Genomic DNA, 21,193 nt, shown 5'->3' with positions numbered 1-21,193 from the left:
TGCTTATTGGGAAAGGAGCCGCAAAAAGCATGAAACTACTTCCTTTGTTCCCTGCCCCTCTTTCTCTCCAAGGAGACAGGAGCCTGCGCCGAGAATCTTCTTCAACATTATAACCAATACTTCATCTATACTCTTTTTCCCGGATTCATCCGCCCCTTCTATTCCTAACGTTCCATGCAGTTTTTCTTCTTCCTCCAAAAATTGAAGGATTTTTACAAGATAGGCCTTTTTCATTCCTTCCGACTGCACTATGGTGTAATCCGCATGGAATACCCCGGGAACAGTCACATAGTAGCGCATATTGTAGAAGGCTTTTCCGTCTTCCGGATTCTCCGGATCAATTTCATCCGTCACAAACCAGGGAATATAAATCAATTTTCCCGTAAATCGTTTCAGATTTCTGCTGTAAAATGCAGACTCTATGGAAAAAACGGGATTATATTCGTCATAGGGAGAATTCATCACGATGCAGTCCGGAAGTTCCTTCTCAAAATCATAGCTTTTATAATCCGTAATGGCGTATTCCTTTGGGAATTCCCCGCCTTCATAATGCACTTCCCTGAATGCTCCATTTACAGCCTTATCATAATAGGGAATCGGGATAATCTTACAATCCACATTTTCCTTCCGCAGTGCATCGACCAACGGACGAAGACCGGCAAAGTCTTTTGCCCTATGAAGAAGAAAGACCGCCTGTACTTTCAGCTCTTTCCCAACCCTCTCTTTTAATGCCTTGAGAAGAGAAACGGTCTCTTCCTCCTGCATTATCTCTTTCTTCTTTTCTTCCGGAGACGATGCGTTCTGATACCTTTGATATAGCATCTCGCAATAGGATTCCAATAAAGAAATGGATTCCGCATCCTTCCCTATCTTTTCCCCGAGCAGTTCTCCGAAAGCGATTGCCCCTTCCTGTAACGCTGCAAGAAGGGATTGATAGGCGGCATATTCCCCTTTTTGGAGCAGTTCTGTTCCTCTCCTCTCCTCCAAAAAGAAACCGTCAAGAATCCCCAAGTACTGTTTCCTAAGGCTCCGGACGAGGTTTCGTTCCATACTCTCTTTCTGAAAGGAATATCTCGGAAACGCCTTGGCTGGCAGGATACGGGAAACATGTTCCTCGGACTCTTTGTAACACGGATAATTATGGTCCTCTCCTGACTTACTCTTTTTATGCCAGTCTCCATACTCGGAATCAAGTCGCATTTCATACCCTTCCGCTGCCGGAAAGCGCATTCCGCAAAAGGGAAGCAATATCGTGTTTTCATAGGCTTTCCTTGGAAAGCGACAATTCCCGAGTAGATGATAATAAGGAAAAATCGCTATATTATGCCCTTCTGTTTCATTAAACTCCTGGAAAAACCGATTAATCAAGCTTTTGATTTGAAGGTTCAAAGATAGGTTTCTGTCAAAATGAAAATGGAGAGCCTCTTCTATTTTTTCCAGGAGCAGCTCTACATCCTCCCTGCTTGTCCCTTCAAATACCATGTCATTCAAACTGTAAAGCATAGTTAGAACTTCTTCCCTGTATAGTTCCTCCTCTTCTTTATCGGAAAGTTCATCCAACAAGAAAATATCAATCTCCACCTTATAGGGAAAAAAGCAGTACTTTTCAAGCGTAGGAAGAGACATCACATCCTCTCTAAGTCCCACCTTCGGCACAAAACTGGCCGTTTCTATATTCACTTCTATGGCCCTAATATAGAGCTCTTCCGGAAGCTCCTCTTTCGCAACGCGTAAAAATTTCATGTAGTCCTTCCGAAACATCTCAATATCCACATCATCATCCCAGGGAATGAACTGTCCTCCCTCCCGGACCGCCCCAAGAAGAGTTCCGGAGCTTAAGAAATAGGGAATCCGATGCTTTCTGCATATTTTATCGATTTCCTTTAAGACACTCAGCTCTGCGCCCCATGCTCTCTTCATCATGCCGGGAATATAGAAACCGCCTCGCACTTCATCATAAAAGAAATCCTTTTCCCATTGCATCGTAGTGCCTCCTCTTTTCACCATTTCCACTCTTCTGATGGGGCTATCACAGCTCTTCCCATATCTTTCGAAATGCTTCTACCACTTCCTTCGTTCCCTGCCCCTCTTTCTCTCCAAGAAGACAAGAACCGGCACCGAGAATCTTCTTCTGCATCATTTGCATCAGCTCGTCTATGCTTCTTTCCTTAAGGCAGGCTTCTTTTCTTTGCAGCCTACCCTTGTTTCCCGCTTTCTCTTCCAAGTCTTCTTCCTCTTCCAAAAATCGAGAAATCTTTTCGAGATACGCTTTTCGCATTGCTTCCGACTGTACAATCGTGTAATCCGCATGGAATACTCCGGGGACCGTCACATAGTAGCGCATATTGTAGAAGGCTTTCCCGTCTTCTTCCAGCTGCGGGTCAATTTCGTCCGTCACAAAGTCGGGGATATAGACCAATTTATTCGTATATTGCTTTAATTTATCACTATAGAAAAAAGGATCCACACTCCAAACCGGATTAAAGGCATCATAGGGAGAATTTGTGACGATGCAGTCCGGCAGTTCCGCCGCAAAATTATAACTTCTATAATCCGTAATCGGATATTCTTTCGGAAAATCCTCCCCTTCATAGTGCATTTCCGAGAGACTTCCGTCTCCCAAACGATCAAAGTAGGGAATCGGCATCAGCTTCACTTCCGTGTCTTCCCTTTCCTGTAACGCATCGATGAGCGGGCGAAGGCTTGCAAAATGCTTTGCGCTATGCGGAAGAAAGACGACCTGTCTCTTGCAATCGCGCTCCAGCACCTCTTTTAAGTCCTTAAGGCAGTTCCCCGCTTTTATCAACTGTTCCGTTGCAAGCTGTTCCGCTACAAGCTCTCCCGATACATCTCCGGAAAGTCCTTCCTGCAAACTAAGATAAGCCTCATACAAGGCCTCGCAATACCTTTCCAAGATAGAAACCGATTCTTTTTCCTTCCCCTTCTTCTGCTCTATGGCTGTTCCGAGAGAGATTGCCGTCTCCTGCAAAAGCGGGAGCTCGGAAAGTGCGAGAGAGGTATTGCCTCTTTGAATCTGCTCCACTAAAGATTTACTTTTCTCCAGAAGGTAGTCTGCCGTAAGAAAAGTTAGATTTCGAAAGCTTTGAACCTTCGGTCTTTCCAGGTCCTCCTTCTTAAACGCATAGTTAAAGAAGCGCTCTTTTCCGAGCATCTCCGCGAGTTCCCGCTCTCTCTCTTTAAAATAAGGATAATCGTGCTCTCCGCCTGCCTTCACCTTCTTATGGTAATTCCCGTATGTACACTGCAAAAGCCTGTCATAACCCGCGGGAATCGGTAAAGAAATATTGCAGAAGGGAACCCATTCTCTCTTCTCAAAAACTTCTCGCGGATACCGGTCCTTTCGCATCATATATAAAGGCATAAAAGTCAGTGTACTTCCTCCCCGCCCATTGAACTCCTGATAGACCACCCGGTCCATGACTCCGATTAGCTGGGTAAGGATGGATTGGCTCCGGTCAAGCCGTACGGAAAAGAATTTCTCTATCTCCTTTAACTCCTCTTCCCATTTTTCCGGCTCCCCTTCTCTCCCCTCTACCTTTTTCATCATTTGAAAAAGCAGATGCACTTTATTTTCTCTCTGTCTTTCTTCTTCCGGATCCTCAGCCAGTTCATCAAGGGGAAAAATATCCACAAAGGCATGGTAGGGAAATTCCCGGTACTTGGAAGACAGTTTCGGATGGAAACAGAGTACCGCGGAGCAAACATGCGGATTCATCCCCCAAAAATCCGGATTCGTTTCTAAAGAAGCCAGGGCAAGCTCTTCCGGAAGTTCCTTTTCCGCTACGGACAGAAAGCGATTATAGTCGGAGCGCAACATCATAAGATCGATATCGTCATCCCAAGGAATAAAGGATGAGGAGCGCACAGCCCCCAGTAAAGTCCCGTAGCCGGCATAATAGGGAATTTCGTATTTTCTGCAAATTCTGTCGATTTCGGACAGAATGGTGAGCCCCGCTCCCCAGGCTCTTTTCATTATGGAAGGAACATAGAAACCGTCTTGCACTTCCTCATAAAAAAACTCTCTTTTTAACTCCATCATTCTTCTTTATTATCCTCTTTTCCAATACAAAATCGACTATTCCTCTTTTCCGTTAAGCATGGCTTGGAAAAATGCATAGATTGCCTTCCCGGAAGAACCGACGTGAACCGAAAGCTCCTCCAATTTTCTCTTCGAATCATCCTCATCAAAAGCATAGAGAAGCGGTCTTTCCTCCAAATAATCCGAAAGACTGTACAATGCAGTTTCCTGTAAACCGTAGGAAAAACTCCGCCAGGGCAGAAATCCGGAAATCAGTTCCTCCGCCGGAAACAGGAATTCTACATGCTCTATCTCTTCTCCTTTTTCGAGGAAAACTTCTCTACCTTCCTCCTCATGAAGAATTCCTTCTTTTAATTCCTTAATTCCGTGCGTTTTAAGCGAAAATCGAATGTCGAAGGGATAATTCTCCGCCTTACAGAAGAGATATTCCCCACCTCGATAGCTCCCGCTAAAGGCATCGGGTTTACACCCTCCTTCGGGTAGCGGAAGCTTCTTCGGCTCTTTCCCTTTTTCCAGAATCAGAAAATGATTGCCTGCCCTCGGCGTCAGGATCCACCTGCCCTCATAAAAATAGGCCTCTCCGTATTCATCTGCCGGAACCGGCATATATTCCCTTGCTGAAACAGACATGCTTTCCTGTTCCGGAATTCCCCACTCCGATAAGGCAAGCTTTCGAATGCGGAGTCTGTCTCCTTCCAACTGCCCCATTAATAAAAATCTTCCTTCGTAGACAAGCGCTTCCTCCGATTCCTTTTTCCCCGACAGGGCAAAGGATTGCCTTTTCATCCTACGGAAAAGCCTAAGAAAATACGCTGTAAGCCTCTTTTCCCGATTTCTTTCTCCCTGATTCCGCTCCTCCTGCCTTCTTTCTTCCGATACCGTACTGTCCAGTATAAAGAGCGGTTTTCCCCCTGCGAGGAAGAGTGCCGCCATTGAGCTTGTCTCATCTCCCAGATAAACGGAAGAGAGCGCAACAGCTCTTTCCGGTTCTGCGGAAGAATCATAGATTCCGATCTCCTCTGTGAGATATCTTAGCTTCAGTTCCAGAAAACGCTTCCTATATGCTGTGTCTACCGAAAAAAAACTGCTTTCCAATAAAGGATGCGGACGCCATAAAAGACAGTATTTCGGATTCTCTTTGAACAAGCTGAAAACTTCTTCCATCTTCTGTAAGAAAGACTCGGGATGACCCAACATTTCTTCTATGACGGTATTATAATAATAAATCTTCCTTCCTCGGGCAATTCTCTTCCAGTCTTCCGGTATCTTCGGCGGATTCTGACTGTAGGCTAAAGTTCTGTCCAGTTTCGGACTGCCGAGTATTCGCGCTTTCTCCTGCACTTCTTTCGGAAGTCTTTGTTTGTGCTCTTCACTTTGCACCACAATGTGATGCACATAGCGATAGGCCGGCATAAATAAAGAGCCGAATCCCGCCTTTCCCATAGTCGTATAGTAAGGAATATAAACCAAATTTTCCGTATAGTCTTTTAAATGAAAGGAATAGTAGCGCGGATCGACGGAAGTCAAAATGTTTTTGTCATCATAGGGATTGTGAATGTAAATGACATCCGGCTGTGCTTCTTCCAGGGAAAATCCCTCGTCTATGGTTTCGATCTCACTTGGAAACTCCGCCCTCTCATTGATTCGCTTTCCGAATTTTCCATCCTCTTTCTCATAATATGTAATCGGCATCACCAGCGCTTCACAGGAAGAATCCTGTAACGCCGCAAAATACACCGACTCCATACTATCCCACATGGATGCCTTATACGGAAGAAACAAATGTAAGGTCTTGACCGGAATAGAGGCAATTTCCTCTTCGATTTTAGAAAAATAAGCTTCCGCCCTGTCCAAGCAAGATGTCCCAGGCTCCGCATTCTCCTCTTCCGTCTTAATCAGAGAAAGGTAGCAGGAATAAAGCGCCTCCTGGTAAGAAGAAAACAGTGCTTCTCTTTCCGTCTTTCCGCAAGGCTCTTGTTCCGTATCCCGCTCTATCTTTTCCATGCCTTCCTGACAAAGCACCAAAAGGGAGATGGCTTCCTCGCCCCTCCCTTCTTCTATTCCTTTTCGAATCGCAGAATGCGCTTCCCTATAGCACTGTAGTAAGGAGATAATCTGTTCTTTCTTCTTCTTTCGCATCTCTCATTCCTCAAGTTTTTCCTATTTTTGCAAAAAACTTTTGAACTCCTCCAAAACTTCCTTCGTCCCCTGTCCTTTCTTCTCACCGAAGAGACAGGATCCCGCTCCGGAAATCTTTTTCCGCATCTTCTTACTTACACCGCCTTTTGCAAAACGGGCAATTTTTGCCAGATACGCTTTCTTCATCCCTTCCGACTGCACGATGGTGAGGTCGGCATGGAAAACCCCCGGAACCGTCACATAATATTCCATATTTCCAAAGGCCTTTCCATCCTCCTCCGCCTTCGGGTTAATCTCGTCCGTAATAAAGGGAGGAATATAGACCAATTTTCTCGTATAGTTTTTCATTTTTCTGCTATAAAAGAAGGAATCCACACTCCAAACCGGATTCACTTCATCATAGGGAGAATTCAAAACGATGCAATCCGGAAGTTCCGTCGCAAAATCATAAGTTCTGTAATCCGTAATCTCATAGCCTACCGGAAATTCATTTCCTTCATAGTGCATTTCCGAAAAGTTTCCGTCTCCCAGTCTGTCAAAGTACGGAATGGGAATAATCTTACACTCCACGTCATCTTCCGCACACAAAGCATCAATCAAAGGACGAAGACTGTCAAAATGCTTGGCACTGTGCGGCAAAAAGACAATCTGTCTCTTAAACTCTCCTTCCAGAGCCTGTCGTAACTTTCTAAGATGTGATCCCGACTGCTTTAGCATTCTTTCCACTTGCATTCCGGATTCGGACAGCACCCGGTCGATTTCTTTTTCATCGCTGTGCAATACTTCTTCCAAGGCCTGATAAGCATGATAGAGGGACTCACAGTATTGCTCCAAAAGAGAAACCGATTCGCATCCCTCTCCCTTCTTGGCTTCAATGGCATTCCCCAGGGCAATCGCCTCTTCCTGACAAGCGGGAAGAACGGTATGCAAAAAGAGAAAATCCTTCTTCTTGCACGCTTCCAGGATCTTTTTCTGCCTTTCCAGGAAATAGTCCACTGTTTTAAAGAGAATTTCTCTAAAGTTCTCTACATTCGGACGCTCTAAATCCTCTTCCTTAAACTGATAGCTGAATACCCACTTTTCTCCAAAGAGCTTTTGGAGCCTCTCTTCATACTGTCTGAAATAGGGATAATTGTGAATTCCACCCGCTTTTACAGGCTTTTTATAATCTCCGTAAATCACTTTCAGAACGGTATCATAATCTATCGGAGCCGGAAATTCCCGATTGCAAAACAAAATCTGCTTGCTTCCCTGAAATGCCGCTTTGGGAAATTTAGTCTTCTCATGATGCATCTGATAGGCTAAAAAAGCCACCATATCTCCGGTTCCGTTAAACTCCTGGCAAACTCTGTGAAAAACGTCATAGAGCTGTGGCGCAAGGGGACTGTTTCGGTCAAACTGAATCTCCAGAAGTTCTTCTACCTTCTCCAGCTCTTTTAAAAAGCTTCGGGATTTTTCTTTATTCGACTCAACAAGTCCAATCATCGTATAGAGTATGTGTAAAACATCTTTTCTAAACTCCTCATCTTCCGGATTCTTTGCCAAGTCGTCCAAAATGAATACATCAATTGCTGCGGGATAAGGATATTCACAATACTTCCTGAGAATCTCGGGACGGAAATACATTTCCGAAATTCCCACTGCCGCAAGATAACCGCTGCGGTCCATATGCCCTATATCAAAGGTAAACGTTAATTCTTTCGGCAGTTCCACCTTGGCAACACTCCAAAACTTGTTAAATTCATCCCGGAGCATAATAATGTCCAAATCATCATCCCAGGGAATGAACGCTCCCTCGCGGACAGCCCCCAGTAGGGTTCCGGCACTGATATGATATTGAATTCCATGCTTTTTACAGATCCGGTCTATTTCGGAAAGGATGGTCAGTGCAGCGCCCCATGCTCTCTTAACCATCCCGGGAATATAAAATCCGTCCCGCACTTCATCATAAAAAAAATCTCTGGGTAATTTCATTTTTATTTCCTTCTATTTTTTAAACAAAAATCGCCTAAATTGTGCTATCGTACCCTGTCCCTCTTTTTCTCCTAAAAGACAAGAACCCGCACCGGATATTTTTTTGCTCATCTTCCTGCTGATTCCTCTCCCGGCAAACTGTGCTATCTTTTCAAGATAAGCTTTCCTCATTTGCTCTGACTGCACAATCGTCAAATCGGCATGAAAAACACCGGGCACTGTCACATAATACTCCATATTGCTGAAAGCTTTTCCATCCTCTTTATCCTCCGGGTCAATCTCATCCGTAATAAACCAGGGAATATAAACCAGCCTTTTCGTATAGTTCTTCATTTCTCTACTGTAAAAGAAGGGATCCACACTCCAAACATGGTTAAATTCATCATACGGAGAGTTAATGACGATGCAGTCCGGAAGTTCTTTCGCAAAATCATAGCTCCTGTAATCCGTCATGTTATAACCCTTCGGGAAATTTTCTCCTTCATAGTGCATGTCGGAAAATTCTCCAAGACCCAAACGGTCGAAATAAGGAATCGGAATAATCGTACATTCCACATCTTCCGCCTTCAGTAAGCTGTCTATCAGCGGTCTTAAGCTGTCAAAATGTTTGGCGCTGTGCGGCAAAAAAACCACCTGCCGTTTAAACTCTTTTTCCAAAGCGGAGTGTAATTTTCGAAGATAATATCCCGGTTTCTTGAGTTTTCTTTCCAAATCTTTGCGAAGAGCGGAGGATAAGTTCTCCATCGGATTTTCTTCGATTGCCAGTAATTCACTTATCGATTGGTATGCATGATAAAGGGCTTCACAATATTCTTCAATATAGGAAACCGACTCTGTTCCGGTCCCCTTCTTCTGTTCTATTGTGTTTCCCAAAGTGATTGCCTCTTCCTGTGCTTTGGAAAGGAGCGCCAGAACCATGGAAAAATCCCCTCGAACAAAGGCTTCAAAGCTCTTCTTTTGCGAGGCAATAAAATACTCCGCCGTTTTTAATACGATATCTCTGAAACTGTACACCTCCGGTCTTTCCAGATCTTTTTCCTTAAAAGCGTAATCCTGAAGCCAGTTCTCTTTAAAGGTCTCTTTTAAAAGCTTCTCATTTTTTTTGAAATACGGATATCCATGGTCGCCTCCGGCCTTGACCTTCTTATGGTAGTCTCCGTATATCCCCTGCAAAACGGCATCGCAGTCTCCCGGAACAGGCAGCTTCGTCCCGCAGAAAGAAAGCGTCTTCCCCGGCTGCATGATTGTTTTCAAGTAATAATTCTTCTCATCCTTCAATTGGTCGGGAAGATAGCTCACCAACCGGCCGCCTTCTCCGTTAAATTCCTGACTGATTTTATCAAAAAGAGCATAAATTTGCGTTTTTAAGGACTTTGTCCTGTCAAATTGAATCTGCAGAAGCTTTTCCAGCTCCTTTATTTCTTTTTTAAACTCCGCTGTATTTTCTTTTTTTGTTCAATAAAAATCAGCATGACAAAGAGCAGACGAAGGACATCCTTTCGGTATTCCTCATCCTCTGGATCCTTTGCCAGATCGTCCAACGGAAAAATATCCACGGAAACCGGATAAAGAAATTCATAGTATTTTTCCCGAATTTCCGGACGAATCTCTACAATCGCCGTTCCCACAGCCGCAACCAGTTCCGCAGAATCCTGGTTGTTGACCAGAGAATTAAACGTCAGCTCCTCCGGCAACTCTTTCTTAACCACCTCGGCAAATTTAAAAAAATCATCGCGCAACATGCAAATATCCAGGTCATCGTCCCAGGGAATGCATTGTCCGTCTCGAACAGCCCCCAGTAAGGTTCCTCCGTAGAGGAAATACGCAATATCATATTTTTTACAGATTCTGTCAATTTCGGATAAAACGATGAGCTGCGCTCCCCAGGCTCTTTTAATCAGTCCCGGTATATAAAAGCCGTCTCTTATTTCATCATAGAAAAATTCTTTCTTTAATCTCTTCATAGACCTGTTTCCTCTCAAATCACCTTTTTACTCTATCGGGATTCCTGTGAAGATGCCGTGTCATACCCCAGTTTATTGGCAAGAGCCTCCACGGAGGACATCGCTTCTCCGTACATCGGCTGTAAAAATTGTCTTACCTCTTCCCACGGGGTATGGGACAAATAGAAGGTAAAGAGCAGAATCCTTAAAATCTCCACCTCCTGCGGTTTTTCCTTTAAGACAACCGTCGCATAATGTACCGCTTCCCTATAGTTCCCCGTATTCATATAAGAATCCGCGAGCATCCCGTAAGCGGAGATAATGCCGGCCAGAAATCTTTGCGAAACCGTACCTTCTCCGACATCCTCCGTCTTCTTGAGCGCTTCCAGAAGAAGCGGAATAACCTTATCGTATCGATGATTTAAGTAATGCATAATGCTGAGCTGATAGAGATAATCCGCATCTTCCGGAATGATTTTTCTCCCCAAATCCACAAGTTCTTCCGCTTCTTGGGTCAGCTCCTCCATCTTGCTCTTGTCTTCCACACTCCACTGATGTAAGGCATTCAGATGCTCCGCCATGCCCATGGACAAAATAATCTTATAGTTTTCATAATCTTTAGGCATATTCGGATAAACTTTTCGATAATGCTCCAAAGCTTCTTTCCACATTTTCCGAAGAGAATATTCTATTCCCGTGTAAATATGCATTTCAAAGTCTTCCGGATTTTTCTCCAGTTCTTTCTTCAAAATGTTCAGATTGCGATTGGATTGAATCTTTTCCGTGAAAACAGCGGATTGATAACCGGTATGAATCACGGTAAGGTCTTTGTTGCAATTTGCGGAGAAAAAGTCCTCTCCCCCTGCAAGGGTCAGCTGTTCATGAATGGCCCGGCGATAAAAAATGTCCTTTCGATTCCGGAAAAGACGGATGGTATTGTCCACGGATTCCACCTGTCCGTTCTCTCCGAGATTCGCAATGGCTGTTAAAATGCCGTGTACTTTCGGATTATCATCAATCAGACCGATATAATACTTGATTTTCTTCGCATCCTCTTCCGGAAAATATTCATCGGCATCCAGCATGGCAATCCAGGGATACTTGCATTTACTGATTGCAAAATTCCTTGCCTTGGAAAAGTCATCCTCCCAGGGGAAAAAATAGACTTTCGCACCCATACTCTTCGCAATCTCCACGGTTCGATCGGTACTTCCCGTGTCCACCACAATTTGCTCCGACACAACGCCTTTACCCCAGGAAAGCGCCTGTACGATATTCTTTTCTTCGTTCTTCACGATCATGGCTTGTGATATTTTCATGCTGATTCTTTCCCTTTCTTATCTCTTCCAAAATGAAGCTAAAGCAACGGAAAAAACATGGAAGAACCTCCTATCCTTCCACGCTTTCTTGTTCAACTCGCGTTCCTTCGCTTTCATCCTTATTTTCCTCTAAATCTTTTTATTGTTCTTAAATATTAAACGGAATACATGATTTCTGACTTCCGATTCTTCCCCCAAGCTCATTCGAAGGAAACGCAAACCATAACCGTATCTTCCATTTTCACCCGCTTTAATCCAAACCACCACCAGCTTCAGTTCTCTATCCATCTTGTCAAAACGGTAGTGAAAGCGTACAATATCGTCTTCCTTCAAGGGCACATTCGTTTCCATGAAAATGCCGCCCGCGCTTAAATTTCTGATAATGCCGAAGAAGTGCAACTCCTCCTCATCGTCTTTTTCCTTCTCTTTCACAAAGGGAAGTTCCATTGCCACCGACACTCGTACATCATTCTGCCTTTGTACGATGCGAAGCACCTCCCGGATGTCGCACACCCCGATCCAGGGGTAAGGGCTTTCCGGAAAAGCCGGATTTTTTCGCATAACCACTTCGGCCAAGGTTACAATCATGCCCTTTTGTAAATCATAAAAATCAATCTCCGATACAAATCGAGTATCCTGAAACTTATAGCCTTTAAAGTAAAGAAGAATTTCATCCCCGTTTTTTTCCACCAGCACGGGAATATTCCTATCGCCTTCCGGCCAATGCACCATGCCTTTTTTACAATCTCGTAAAACCATCTCCTGCTCCTTCATTCAATCCGAGTTGTTTCGTTCCTCTCTTCCTCTTTGCTCTATCCAAAAAGTCTTAAGTATCCCGTTCTTTCTGCTTATTCCCCGATTTCACCGATACGGGAAGGCATCATCATCTGCATCTGCAAAAGAGAAAGCAGGCTTTGAAAACTTTGCTTATCGATTGTCACCGTGGAAGGGTCTCCATCTCCCGCTGCCGCTTCTCTTGCCTGTCCCTTTGCAATGCCGCCTGTGAGCAAAGATTGCATTAAGCCCGAAAGAAGAAGAGAATTGCCGCCTGCTCCGCCGAGTATGGAAAGTAATGAAGAATTTGCGGAAATTCCAAAATCACCGCTATTCAATCCCAAGGCCGTTGTAGCAGCTCCCACAGTACTTCCGGAAGAACTTGTGCTTTCACCCTTATAGGCAAAATGGCTCTGCACCCGGTTGGCACTGTCTCCCAGATCCGCCATGATTTTCTTCACATAGTCCTGTGTCTCCTTGTAAGGTGGAACCCCGCCGTACTTTTTCACCGCTCCGGGACCGGCATTGTATGCTGCCAGTGCAAGCGGTACCGATCCGAAGCTCTTGATATTGTCCCGAAGGAGCTTGGCTCCTCCCATAATATTTTCGTAAGGATCAAAGGCATTTTTTACGCCCAGCGTTTTGGCCGTTCCGGGCATGAGCTGCATGATTCCCTGTGCTCCGGCATGAGAAACGGAATTTGCATTAAAGTTGGACTCCTGTTTTGCTACGGCAAGAAGAAGCGACTTTGACACACCGTAGGTCCTGCTCGCCTCATCAAAAATAGCTTCATATTGCGCTGCACCCTTGGGAAGGGCCGCCGTTTTTCTTGCTCCCTGTGCTACCGAGGTCAGCACATTCTGAAAGCTTGTTCCGGATGCACCCTGCGTCGTTGTCTGTAAGGCATTATTTCGAACGCCGCTAAGGACTCCCTGGATTCCGTTCTGTATGGAAACTGCATTTGCCATGCTGTAAAAACCCCTTTTTCTATAAAAAATCATACTAAACAGTAGTCTATCGACAAGCTCTATAAAAAAAATAAGCGGAAGGCCTGCCTTCCGCTTCTCTTTTTCTTATGCCGCCGCACCGTCCGCTCCAAGTCTTTTTCCCTGGACCGTGGTATTCGTCAACATTTCTCCCGATTCATTAAAATAGTAGGTCTTTCCGTTGATGACCCGGAAGCCGGTTTGCATCACGCCGTTTTTATCCATATAATACCATTTTTCATTCCACTTCAACCATCCAATCTGCATTTTTCCGCCTAAACTTTGATTTAGATAAAACCAGTTTCCGTCAGAATTCTTCCACCAGCCGTAATACATATAGCCGTCGAGACCAAAATAGTACCAAACATCCGGCCCGGTCTGTAACCAGGTATTGCTGATCATCGTACCGTCCTGCTTGAAATAAGCAAACTTGCCGGTAGAGGTTTCCACCAGTCCGGTCTCCATGACTCCGCTTCTGTTATTCAAAAAGAACCATTCTCCGCCTCTTTCGAGCCAGCCCTTCTTCACCTTTCCCTGTGCATCAATAAAGTACCAGTGTCTTCCCACATAGCGCCAGGCATTGGGCAGTACTCCGTTTCCTGCCGCGATGTAGGCTTCTATATTGTCTTCTTCATCCAAATCGGCAGGTTTATCCCCTTTCGGTTCCTCCACCTCATCCGTTGTTGCGGTGACAAACTGCCCTTCCTTAAAGTATTTTTTCTCTTCCTCCGTAAAAGGAGCAGCCTTTACCTCATAATAATAGACTTTGGATAAGTCTTTCATATCCTGTGCAAAGTCCACATAAGTCGTCTTGACCCCGGTATATTCCTTCACCAGCTGGTTGTCTCCATAGAGCGTCACGGTATAGGATGGGGCAAAGCGCACCTTTTGCCAAATTCCCATGGTATGCGCTGCATTCCATGCTGCATACTGGACGTTTCCCAAAGCCATTTTCGGAATAAAGTCCGCTTTCACCATGAGTTGGTTCCCCTTTCGCTCACCGGCTTCCACATAATTTGCACCGTTTACCTTCACCTTGTCCCGATTTAAACTCCGCGCAAAAACCTTTCCGTCCTTTGCCTTTAAAAGGATTTCCACTCTGAGCTTCTGTCCGGGCACCCAGGCGTCATAACTCTTTATATAATGAATATCCGCAATTTCCACATCGTTCTGCTGGACGGTGATATTCGGTGACTGGATTTCCTCCTGTCCTCCAAAATCACTTTGGAAGCTTATATCCACGGATTCGATGACGGAAGACTCTGCCGCTCTTGCTCTTTCTGAAAGAGAAAAAACAAAAATCCAAAGGAGAAGCAGAAATAAAATGGATCTTTCTGCCAGTTCCAAAACCCTAAGCTCTCTTTTTTCCTGCCGCATTTCTTTCCCGTCCACGGGATGCACCTGCATTTGCCATTGCTTTTTCATCACTCTTCCTCCCTAATTTATCTTGTAAAAGTATTTTGATCCAATATGCCGTCCGCATTCAGAGGGAAGCCGTCCACCGTCGTGTTCTTCAACATTTCTCCGCTATCCTCCTGAAAATAGTACCAATTTCCGTCTATACTGAGCCAGCCGGTCTCCATGGCTCCATTTTTATTCAAGTAGTAGGTCTTTTCATTTCGTACCACAAACCCGGAAAACATAACGCCCTCCAGGCTATTTTCCAACTCATTTAGGTAATACCATTTTCCCTGATCAAAGACCCAGCCCTTGTGCATCTTTCCGTCCGGATCGATGTAGTAGTACCTTCCGCCGATGACATGCCATCCTGCAGGGAGCAGTTCTCCGGCTATCAAACCGTTTCCCGCCTCTGTATCCGGCACGAGATAATACCACTGCCCGTTGTCCTTAATCCAGCCCACGGCCATGGAACCGTTTAAGTTAAAGAAGAACCACTTGTTGTCAATCTTCTGCCAACCCTTTACCATCTTTCCATCCGGCAGAAAATAATACCAGTAGCCGTCAATCAGTCCCCAGCCTGTCAGGAATTCTCCGCTCGGCTTACGATAAATATAGGTATTCCCTTCCTGATTCCAACCGATTTTTTTCTCCGTTCCGCCTACAACCTTGTCTCCCAGCCTGCCTTTTCCGTCTGAAACATCCCGATCATCGATTTGCAGTTCCGAGGACTCGGTATAGCCGCTGTTTCTGGCATATTTTTTCTCCGCATCATTCTTGATCAAAGTTTTGACTTTTAACTGATAACGACCGGGTCTGGTCATATAAGGATAAAAATTATACTGATTTCCCGCCACTCTTTCGATTTCATAGATTCGACTGCCATTTCGAAAAAGTTGCACATGATAGAAACCCGAATCCACCTTTCCGGGATTCCAGAAAGCCATCCCGAGGGTTCTTTCATTCCAGTCCACGGAAGAGGGAGCATCATAGCTTCCCTGTACCGCACGCACCTTTACGGTAAGAACCAGGTCATCTCCTTCTCTTTTCGAGGAGACATAGTATCCTCCCTCGATATGAAAGCTGCTTGCCTGATACGCTCCCAAAAAGAAATATTCCGTTACGTCTACCGGCGTTAAGGTGAGCACCATCTGCAGTTCATCTCCAACAGAGACAAAGGGGACCTGTCTTCCTCCCCACTCCGCGGAACTTACCGTAAAAAGACTGCTCTTTGCGCCGACGCCGACCTCATGCTTGGCCGTCTCTTCCACCGTGAGCTTAATATCCCCGGGGGAATCTCCTGTTTCCAGTTTGGAATTAATATTGATTCGTATATTTTTAATCGGAGAGGTTCCGGCAAAAACCTTTTCTCTGAAAAGCAGCACGAAAAAAAGGCACAGTAGTAAAAACACCTGCCTTTTCCAAAGGAGATGCAAAAGAGATCCTCCCTTGCCGCTATTTCCCGGTAAAGTAATTCTTTCTTCTCTTTTAGCCATCCCTGTATTATGATTCCGCATCCTCTTCATTTCCATCCTCTTCCGGCCGTAAAAAACGGCTACTTTATTAAGAAGAGAGTGCGTTTTTTCTTTCTTCTCTCCTCTTTTCTCTTTCCTCCTTGTCTTTTTCCGGATCTCCGGTAAAGCCCAGAAAGTAAATATAAATTTCTACAATTGCCTGAAAAAGTTCCTCGGGAATCTCCGCTCCCAGCTTCATCTGCGTAAGCAGAGACGCCAGACTGTCGTCTTCATAGACCGGTACTCCCGACTTCATAGCCGTTTCCGTAATCCGTTCCGCCATTTCGCCCATTCCTGCAGCAACAATGACCGGAGCACCGTTTTTCTCGCTGTCATATTTTAAGGCAGCCGCCTTCTTCTCCATAAGTCTGGTAAAATCTGTCACCTTATCTCCTTTGTTCTGAAGAACTCTATTCCTTTATCGACAAGTTCTTAGCTTTATAGAAGTGAAAACTTGACTAAATTCTTACATTTAATCCTTTTTCCGCTTCTTTAATCTCCGGAAATACCTCTTGTACCCGAAAATCTCTGGTTTTTTTGTAAATGCCGATATTCGCCACGGAAAGCCCGTTTCTACGTAAAATCGTAGAAACTACTCCTTCCACATCCTTCTGCTTCTCCATCAAATCTTCCGGCATATACAGGTTCATGTCTACACGCATATTGGCTATTCCGGAAATCATTTCAAAGTTACCGACACTCGGAATGGAGAATTTCAACAACATCTTCGTCAGCTTGCCGCCGGAGGAATCCTCCGCTTCCTGCTCTACCCACATCTCACTCATCACATCTTTTCCTTCATAACGGAAAGGAAGGACAAGGTGCTGCAACGGCATATAGACGCTTTCATTTACCAAAAGGCCTTTCAACACATCCTGGAAGTGGGAAATATGTTCCGTTCCCGCCTTTCCCTCCGCACCGGCCTGAAGAAATTGGTTGAAAAGCTTCGGAAAAGTATTTTGTGACTTCCTGTCCAGGTTCTGCAAGCTGTCCTGAAAAGCTTCCTCCGGATCCCCCTTAAACAGAAGGCGAAAATCCGGATTGTTCATCAAGGCTTCCTTTTCTTTCACAAGAGACTCTTCCGACCCGTTTTCGTACTTTACGGCATAGAGAATAAAAAGGACTACAGCATTTCGCACTGCCCCGTAATCATGGGTTCTGGAAATATAATTGGAAAGGAAGGGAATAATCTGCTTATTAATTAAGGAAGTGTTTCCCTCCGTCTGCCCCATTTTCTCCTCAAAATTCATTTGAGAGAGGAGATCCTCAAACTCTCCCTGGAAAGAGGGCAGTAATAATTTATCGATATCTTCCGAAATGGTTTTTAACTGCTCCAGAAAATGAGGGGAGGAGCTGTAATCGTTATAACTTTTTGCAAAACGGAAAATCGCATTCTTTAAGGAAGGAGAAATATTTTCTTTAAGCATCCCTCTCAGGTTATTAAAGAGATTTCCCGAAAATTTAATTTGAGACTGTTGTTGATTTTGCAAAAAGGCCTTCAAGTCCTCCGGGCTTTCCATTTCCAGGGCGGAAAAAAGTTCATTGATGCTTTCTCCGATTTCTCCCTTGTTCTGACTTAAGGCTATAGCGGCATCTCCGAAGAGAACGGTTTCCATTTCCTTAGGAAGATTTCCCGTTTCGGAAAGTGTCCGGATAAAGGCGGCATAATTCCCTTCAAAGTCAACTCCGGAAAAATGTCCTTCCGCCGTAGAGCTTCCCGCCTGTCCGGTGTCCTGTCCGTCTGCACGATTGACGGCATTGGGATTGACGGGGTTCTTAACGGACAAGTCCGGTGTGACCCTGCCATGCTGTATTGAAGTATCCGGGGTAACCGGAGTAGATCCCACTTGTAAAATATTTGCCATTTTTCCTCCAAAAGTGTAAAATTGTTCCTGTCGTGAAAAAAATTATAAAAAATTCACATTTTAACTGTATAGTACTTATATCGACACTTTTATCGTCGATATAGTAGGGGAAGAAAGGTATTTCCAATAAATTTTAAATTTATGTTTTGGAGTATACCCCAAGTGTTTCCCCCATGCAAGAAGCTTTCAAGCGGAAGGCAAAGAGACGGAAACGGAATGATGAAAGGCGATGACTCTCATAAGAGAACGCCGATAGGAGGACAAAATGAATTTTTCTATTAGACCTGATTTAAACACTAGAGTAGACTATCAAACACGTCAGGCGTCCTTAGTAAACAAACCCGCAGAGCAGACAGAATCGATTCAAAAAGTTGACAAGGATACCGTGTCTATTTCCAAGGGAAAGGCAATCGATGACAGAAGCTTCGTAGCCGCTTTATCCAAGGCTACTGCAGATTCCTTAAAGGTAAATGCTTCCGACAAGAGAGTTGCTGAACTTCATCAGCAGGTGCAGTCCGGTACTTATCGTCCGAATGCACAGCGTATTGCCGAGAAGATTTTAGGCTATAAGGATTAATGGAGAAAGAAGATGACCATTGAAAATAATAAAAAGTGGAAAGAACTCCTTCCCGTTATTTCGGAGCTTTCCCTTTTGGTCTCTGCTCTTTGTGACTTTGAAGACTCCTTAAGTATTGCCGCATCCAAAGATGCACAGGAGGAAATCAATGCCCTGGTGACAGAGGCCCAGCCCACTTTGCTTCGTTTCAAGGGATTAGAAAAAAAACGAGAGAAATTACAAAAGGAGCTTGGGCTTGCTCCCACTTCTCTTTCCGCCCTCTTAAAAGAGATTCCGGAGGAAGAGAGGGAAGAATGGGCAGAGAAGATCGAAGCTCTGGAAAAAAATCTAAATCGTTTTATAAATTCCAAGGAAAACGCCGATAGAATATTGCAGGTTCGCCTAAGCGACATTTCTCTACAGCTTGAGGGAAAACCTGAAGTAACAAATTTTCGAGACAGAAGAGTCTAGGCGTTATTTTTTTTTGATTTTTTTACCCCTTTTAAGGAGGATTTATGGTAAGAGCAACCTTTGCCGGGTTTGATACGGCACTGTCCGCACTCCGGATGAATCAAAAAAAGCTGGATCTTGTGGGACATAATCTGGCAAACATGAATACGGAAGGATACACAAGGCAGGAGTTAAAAACTTCTTCCATTAACTATGAGAACCCCACTTCCTTCTATATGAATTCAAATGATACAAATGTAGGCTTCGGTGTAGGCATGGATGGCGTACGGCAACTTCGCGACCAGTTTTTGGATAAACAGTATCGTACGCAAAACGGAAGATCCGCCTATACGGAGGGGCTCGGAGAGTCTTTAAAATCTCTCTCCCTCTTCCTGGACGAGACTAAGGTAGACGGTATTCGTGCTTCCTTTGATAATATCCAGAAGTCTTTGACCAATATGCAGGATCCTTCCAAAGTGCAGGACCCGGTATACGAAGGGGAGCTCATGTCCAGAGTGCAGGCCATGACTACGCTCATGAATTCCGCTGCGGAAAGTATCGTGCAGGCACAGAAGAATGAGTTTCATAAGATTGACGGAACCGGCACTTCGGAAAACGGTGCTATCCAGAAGATTAACAGCCTGATTGAGGGAATCGGTGACTTAAATACCCGAATCAAGAAAAATCAGCTTCTTGGAAGTCCCGTTTTGGAATTGCAGGATGAAAGAAATAAAAAACTGGATGAGCTTTCCAAATATGTTCCCATTGAAACGGAAAGTTTCTCGGAAGAATATACTGTCGGAACGGAAACCCGTTACAGAATCTATAATTATGATTCTGCCGGAAACATCACGGGAAGATCCGACTGGCCGGAAGACCTGCGCGTAAACCTTGTTTACCGGGACAGCAGTGCGGGTAACGGCGCCGAAGTGAAGAAAATCACCCTGGTAAACGGTGCCATTGACGGGAACCTTCAGGATTCGACAGGCAGACACCGGAATGTCGGAAAGGTAGAGCTTGCTACCCCGACTCCCGCAACCGTTCCGCCACAGCCCGCCTATTCTCAGGATAATCCTCTGAACACGCAGCTGAAATTCACCGGATACAGCAAGAGAACCGCTACTCCGGGAACCTTTAACAACGATGCGTTTACAACGAATACCAAGAATGTTCGTTTTGCTTCCGGAACGGTACAGGCCAGCCTCGATATGCTTTCCACTTCCGATGTTCGTGCCTTGGTGCACGGAGGCGGTGTGATTAACCTTGCCGACTTAAAAGCCAGCAACGAAATGACCGCTTACAGCTATGATTATTACATGGGAAAGCTGGATTTACTTGCGGAAACCTTTACCAAGAATATGAATGAGATTAACAAGAAGGGAAATACGGACTATACGAAGACCCCTCCCGTGACCAATCCGAATCATATTCTGATGATCAACAAAGATAAGGCCGGCGGAAATGATCCTTCCGAGGTAACCGCAGCAAATATCGGTATTTCCCGCGGTTGGGTAAACGGTACAACGCATATCGGAACACGCGGTTTCCGTAACAATCCGTCAACGACCAATCAGGGCGATACCACGGATACGGTTTTGGAAATGCTGGAGCAGATGACCTCTCCCATGATGAAGATGAACAATACCAAGACCAGCTATGCGGATTATATGAATAACTTATCCACTACTCTGGCAACGGATTCGTATTCCAATAACAACTCTTACACCATTAACAAAGCTGTTCTGGACGGAATCAATACTTCCAGAGATCAGATTTCCGGTGTAAGCTTGGATGAGGAAGCGGCAAACATGATGACCTATCAGTCTTCCTACAATGCTGCAGCAAGACTGATGACCACCTTAAACAATACTCTGGAAACTTTGCTTTCCATCGGCAGATAAAATGGAATATGCTTTCCAAACGAGATCCCTTGCACTTCGCGAGCGATACTCGTATAGAATCGGGAGTGTAGCGGGAAAACCTGCTCGCTCCCGATTTTTTGTATCTGTCTATTTTTCGATTGTATTGACCCGATTTCCGATTGTATCTATCTACTTTTCGATTGTATCGACCCGATTTCCGATTGTATCTATCTACTTTTCGATTGTATCGACCCGATTTCCTATTTCCTTTTATTCTTATTTCCTTTACACTAATCTTATATTTTTTATCATCTCTGCCGCATTACGGTTCTACTCTCTAAACAGAAGGGATA

At 44.7% G+C, this 21,193-nt stretch carries 16 protein-coding genes; 3 read left to right on the top strand and 13 right to left on the bottom strand.

The genetic code is table 11. From position 1 onward, the window contains the following. Positions 1-3: 3 nt before the first annotated feature. The 13 genes from HMPREF9124_RS03110 to HMPREF9124_RS03055 form a co-directional block, all read right to left on the bottom strand. Positions 4-1,983, bottom strand: coding sequence for a LicD family protein (locus HMPREF9124_RS03110; protein WP_009428188.1), 1,980 nt, complete (start codon positions 1,981-1,983; stop codon positions 4-6). A gap of 46 nt (positions 1,984-2,029) precedes the next feature. Continuing rightward, complete coding sequence (locus HMPREF9124_RS03105) at positions 2,030-4,057, bottom strand: LicD family protein (protein ID WP_036597945.1); 2,028 nt, start codon at positions 4,055-4,057, stop codon at positions 2,030-2,032. Between the two features lie 39 nt (positions 4,058-4,096). Then, on the bottom strand, positions 4,097-6,199 hold the full coding sequence (locus tag HMPREF9124_RS03100; protein WP_009429222.1) for a hypothetical protein: 2,103 nt from the start codon (positions 6,197-6,199) through the stop codon (positions 4,097-4,099). A gap of 21 nt (positions 6,200-6,220) precedes the next feature. Then, positions 6,221-8,173 carry a LicD family protein gene (locus HMPREF9124_RS03095; protein ID WP_009428709.1) on the bottom strand — a complete coding sequence of 651 codons (1,953 nt, stop codon included), beginning with the start codon at positions 8,171-8,173 and terminating at the stop codon, positions 6,221-6,223. Between the two features lie 12 nt (positions 8,174-8,185). Then, positions 8,186-9,472: a hypothetical protein gene (locus tag HMPREF9124_RS03090; RefSeq protein WP_009428609.1), complete on the bottom strand. Its 1,287-nt coding sequence runs from the start codon at positions 9,470-9,472 to the stop codon at positions 8,186-8,188. 116 nt (positions 9,473-9,588) lie between these two features. Beyond that, on the bottom strand, positions 9,589-10,137 hold the full coding sequence (locus tag HMPREF9124_RS12635; RefSeq protein WP_009429804.1) for a LicD family protein: 549 nt from the start codon (positions 10,135-10,137) through the stop codon (positions 9,589-9,591). A gap of 32 nt (positions 10,138-10,169) precedes the next feature. After that, complete coding sequence (locus HMPREF9124_RS03085) at positions 10,170-11,435, bottom strand: tetratricopeptide repeat-containing glycosyltransferase family 2 protein (protein ID WP_009428936.1); 1,266 nt, start codon at positions 11,433-11,435, stop codon at positions 10,170-10,172. Between the two features lie 129 nt (positions 11,436-11,564). Then, positions 11,565-12,194 (bottom strand): PilZ domain-containing protein, encoded by a 630-nt coding sequence (locus tag HMPREF9124_RS03080; RefSeq protein ID WP_009428421.1) that lies wholly within the window; start codon positions 12,192-12,194, stop codon positions 11,565-11,567. 89 nt (positions 12,195-12,283) lie between these two features. Next, positions 12,284-13,177 carry a lytic transglycosylase domain-containing protein gene (locus HMPREF9124_RS12545; protein WP_009429428.1) on the bottom strand — a complete coding sequence of 298 codons (894 nt, stop codon included), beginning with the start codon at positions 13,175-13,177 and terminating at the stop codon, positions 12,284-12,286. A 105-nt stretch (positions 13,178-13,282) separates the two neighbouring features. Beyond that, positions 13,283-14,620: an N-acetylmuramoyl-L-alanine amidase family protein gene (locus tag HMPREF9124_RS03070; RefSeq protein ID WP_009429249.1), complete on the bottom strand. Its 1,338-nt coding sequence runs from the start codon at positions 14,618-14,620 to the stop codon at positions 13,283-13,285. Between the two features lie 17 nt (positions 14,621-14,637). Continuing rightward, the gene (locus tag HMPREF9124_RS03065; RefSeq protein ID WP_009429747.1) at positions 14,638-16,119 is read right to left on the bottom strand and encodes an N-acetylmuramoyl-L-alanine amidase family protein; all 1,482 of its coding nucleotides are present in this window, start codon (positions 16,117-16,119) and stop codon (positions 14,638-14,640) included. Positions 16,120-16,156: 37 nt separating this feature from the next. After that, the gene (locus HMPREF9124_RS03060) at positions 16,157-16,492 is read right to left on the bottom strand and encodes an EscU/YscU/HrcU family type III secretion system export apparatus switch protein (RefSeq protein WP_009428179.1); all 336 of its coding nucleotides are present in this window, start codon (positions 16,490-16,492) and stop codon (positions 16,157-16,159) included. Positions 16,493-16,565: 73 nt separating this feature from the next. Then, the gene (locus tag HMPREF9124_RS03055) at positions 16,566-17,972 is read right to left on the bottom strand and encodes a hypothetical protein (protein ID WP_009428735.1); all 1,407 of its coding nucleotides are present in this window, start codon (positions 17,970-17,972) and stop codon (positions 16,566-16,568) included. A 265-nt stretch (positions 17,973-18,237) separates the two neighbouring features. Between HMPREF9124_RS03055 and HMPREF9124_RS03050 the strand changes: the two genes are divergently transcribed. Genes HMPREF9124_RS03050 through HMPREF9124_RS03040 form a run of 3 tightly spaced genes read left to right on the top strand, consistent with a single transcriptional unit; the run spans position 18,238 to position 20,879 of the window. Further along, positions 18,238-18,549 (top strand): flagellar biosynthesis anti-sigma factor FlgM, encoded by a 312-nt coding sequence (locus tag HMPREF9124_RS03050; protein WP_036597605.1) that lies wholly within the window; start codon positions 18,238-18,240, stop codon positions 18,547-18,549. A 12-nt stretch (positions 18,550-18,561) separates the two neighbouring features. Continuing rightward, positions 18,562-18,999 (top strand): hypothetical protein, encoded by a 438-nt coding sequence (locus tag HMPREF9124_RS03045; RefSeq protein WP_009429465.1) that lies wholly within the window; start codon positions 18,562-18,564, stop codon positions 18,997-18,999. A gap of 44 nt (positions 19,000-19,043) precedes the next feature. Continuing rightward, the gene (locus HMPREF9124_RS03040; RefSeq protein WP_009427750.1) at positions 19,044-20,879 is read left to right on the top strand and encodes a flagellar hook-associated protein FlgK; all 1,836 of its coding nucleotides are present in this window, start codon (positions 19,044-19,046) and stop codon (positions 20,877-20,879) included. Positions 20,880-21,193 lie beyond the last annotated feature (314 nt).

This window comes from Oribacterium sp. oral taxon 108 str. F0425 (genome assembly GCF_000214455.1).
In the GTDB taxonomy this organism is placed as follows: domain Bacteria; phylum Bacillota; class Clostridia; order Lachnospirales; family Lachnospiraceae; genus Oribacterium; species Oribacterium asaccharolyticum.
Note: the sequence above shows the minus strand (reverse complement) of the source record. Positions and strands in the feature narration are given on the sequence as shown.

Excerpts from the sequence above, each read along its gene's own strand:
- HMPREF9124_RS03110 (WP_009428188.1), bottom strand. The coding sequence starts at position 1,983 with ATGCAATGGGAAAAGGATTTCTTTTATGATGAAGTGCGAGGCGGTTTC.
- HMPREF9124_RS03105 (WP_036597945.1), bottom strand. The coding sequence starts at position 4,057 with ATGGAGTTAAAAAGAGAGTTTTTTTATGAGGAAGTGCAAGACGGTTTC.
- HMPREF9124_RS03100 (WP_009429222.1), bottom strand. The coding sequence starts at position 6,199 with ATGCGAAAGAAGAAGAAAGAACAGATTATCTCCTTACTACAGTGCTAT.
- HMPREF9124_RS03095 (WP_009428709.1), bottom strand. The coding sequence starts at position 8,173 with ATGAAATTACCCAGAGATTTTTTTTATGATGAAGTGCGGGACGGATTT.
- HMPREF9124_RS12635 (WP_009429804.1), bottom strand. The coding sequence starts at position 10,137 with ATGAAGAGATTAAAGAAAGAATTTTTCTATGATGAAATAAGAGACGGC.
- HMPREF9124_RS03085 (WP_009428936.1), bottom strand. The coding sequence starts at position 11,435 with ATGAAAATATCACAAGCCATGATCGTGAAGAACGAAGAAAAGAATATC.
- HMPREF9124_RS03080 (WP_009428421.1), bottom strand. The coding sequence starts at position 12,194 with ATGGTTTTACGAGATTGTAAAAAAGGCATGGTGCATTGGCCGGAAGGC.
- HMPREF9124_RS12545 (WP_009429428.1), bottom strand. The coding sequence starts at position 13,177 with ATGGCAAATGCAGTTTCCATACAGAACGGAATCCAGGGAGTCCTTAGC.
- HMPREF9124_RS03070 (WP_009429249.1), bottom strand. The coding sequence starts at position 14,620 with ATGAAAAAGCAATGGCAAATGCAGGTGCATCCCGTGGACGGGAAAGAA.
- HMPREF9124_RS03065 (WP_009429747.1), bottom strand. The coding sequence starts at position 16,119 with ATGAAGAGGATGCGGAATCATAATACAGGGATGGCTAAAAGAGAAGAA.
- HMPREF9124_RS03055 (WP_009428735.1), bottom strand. The coding sequence starts at position 17,972 with ATGGCAAATATTTTACAAGTGGGATCTACTCCGGTTACCCCGGATACT.
- HMPREF9124_RS03050 (WP_036597605.1), top strand. The coding sequence starts at position 18,238 with ATGAATTTTTCTATTAGACCTGATTTAAACACTAGAGTAGACTATCAA.
- HMPREF9124_RS03045 (WP_009429465.1), top strand. The coding sequence starts at position 18,562 with ATGACCATTGAAAATAATAAAAAGTGGAAAGAACTCCTTCCCGTTATT.
- HMPREF9124_RS03040 (WP_009427750.1), top strand. The coding sequence starts at position 19,044 with ATGGTAAGAGCAACCTTTGCCGGGTTTGATACGGCACTGTCCGCACTC.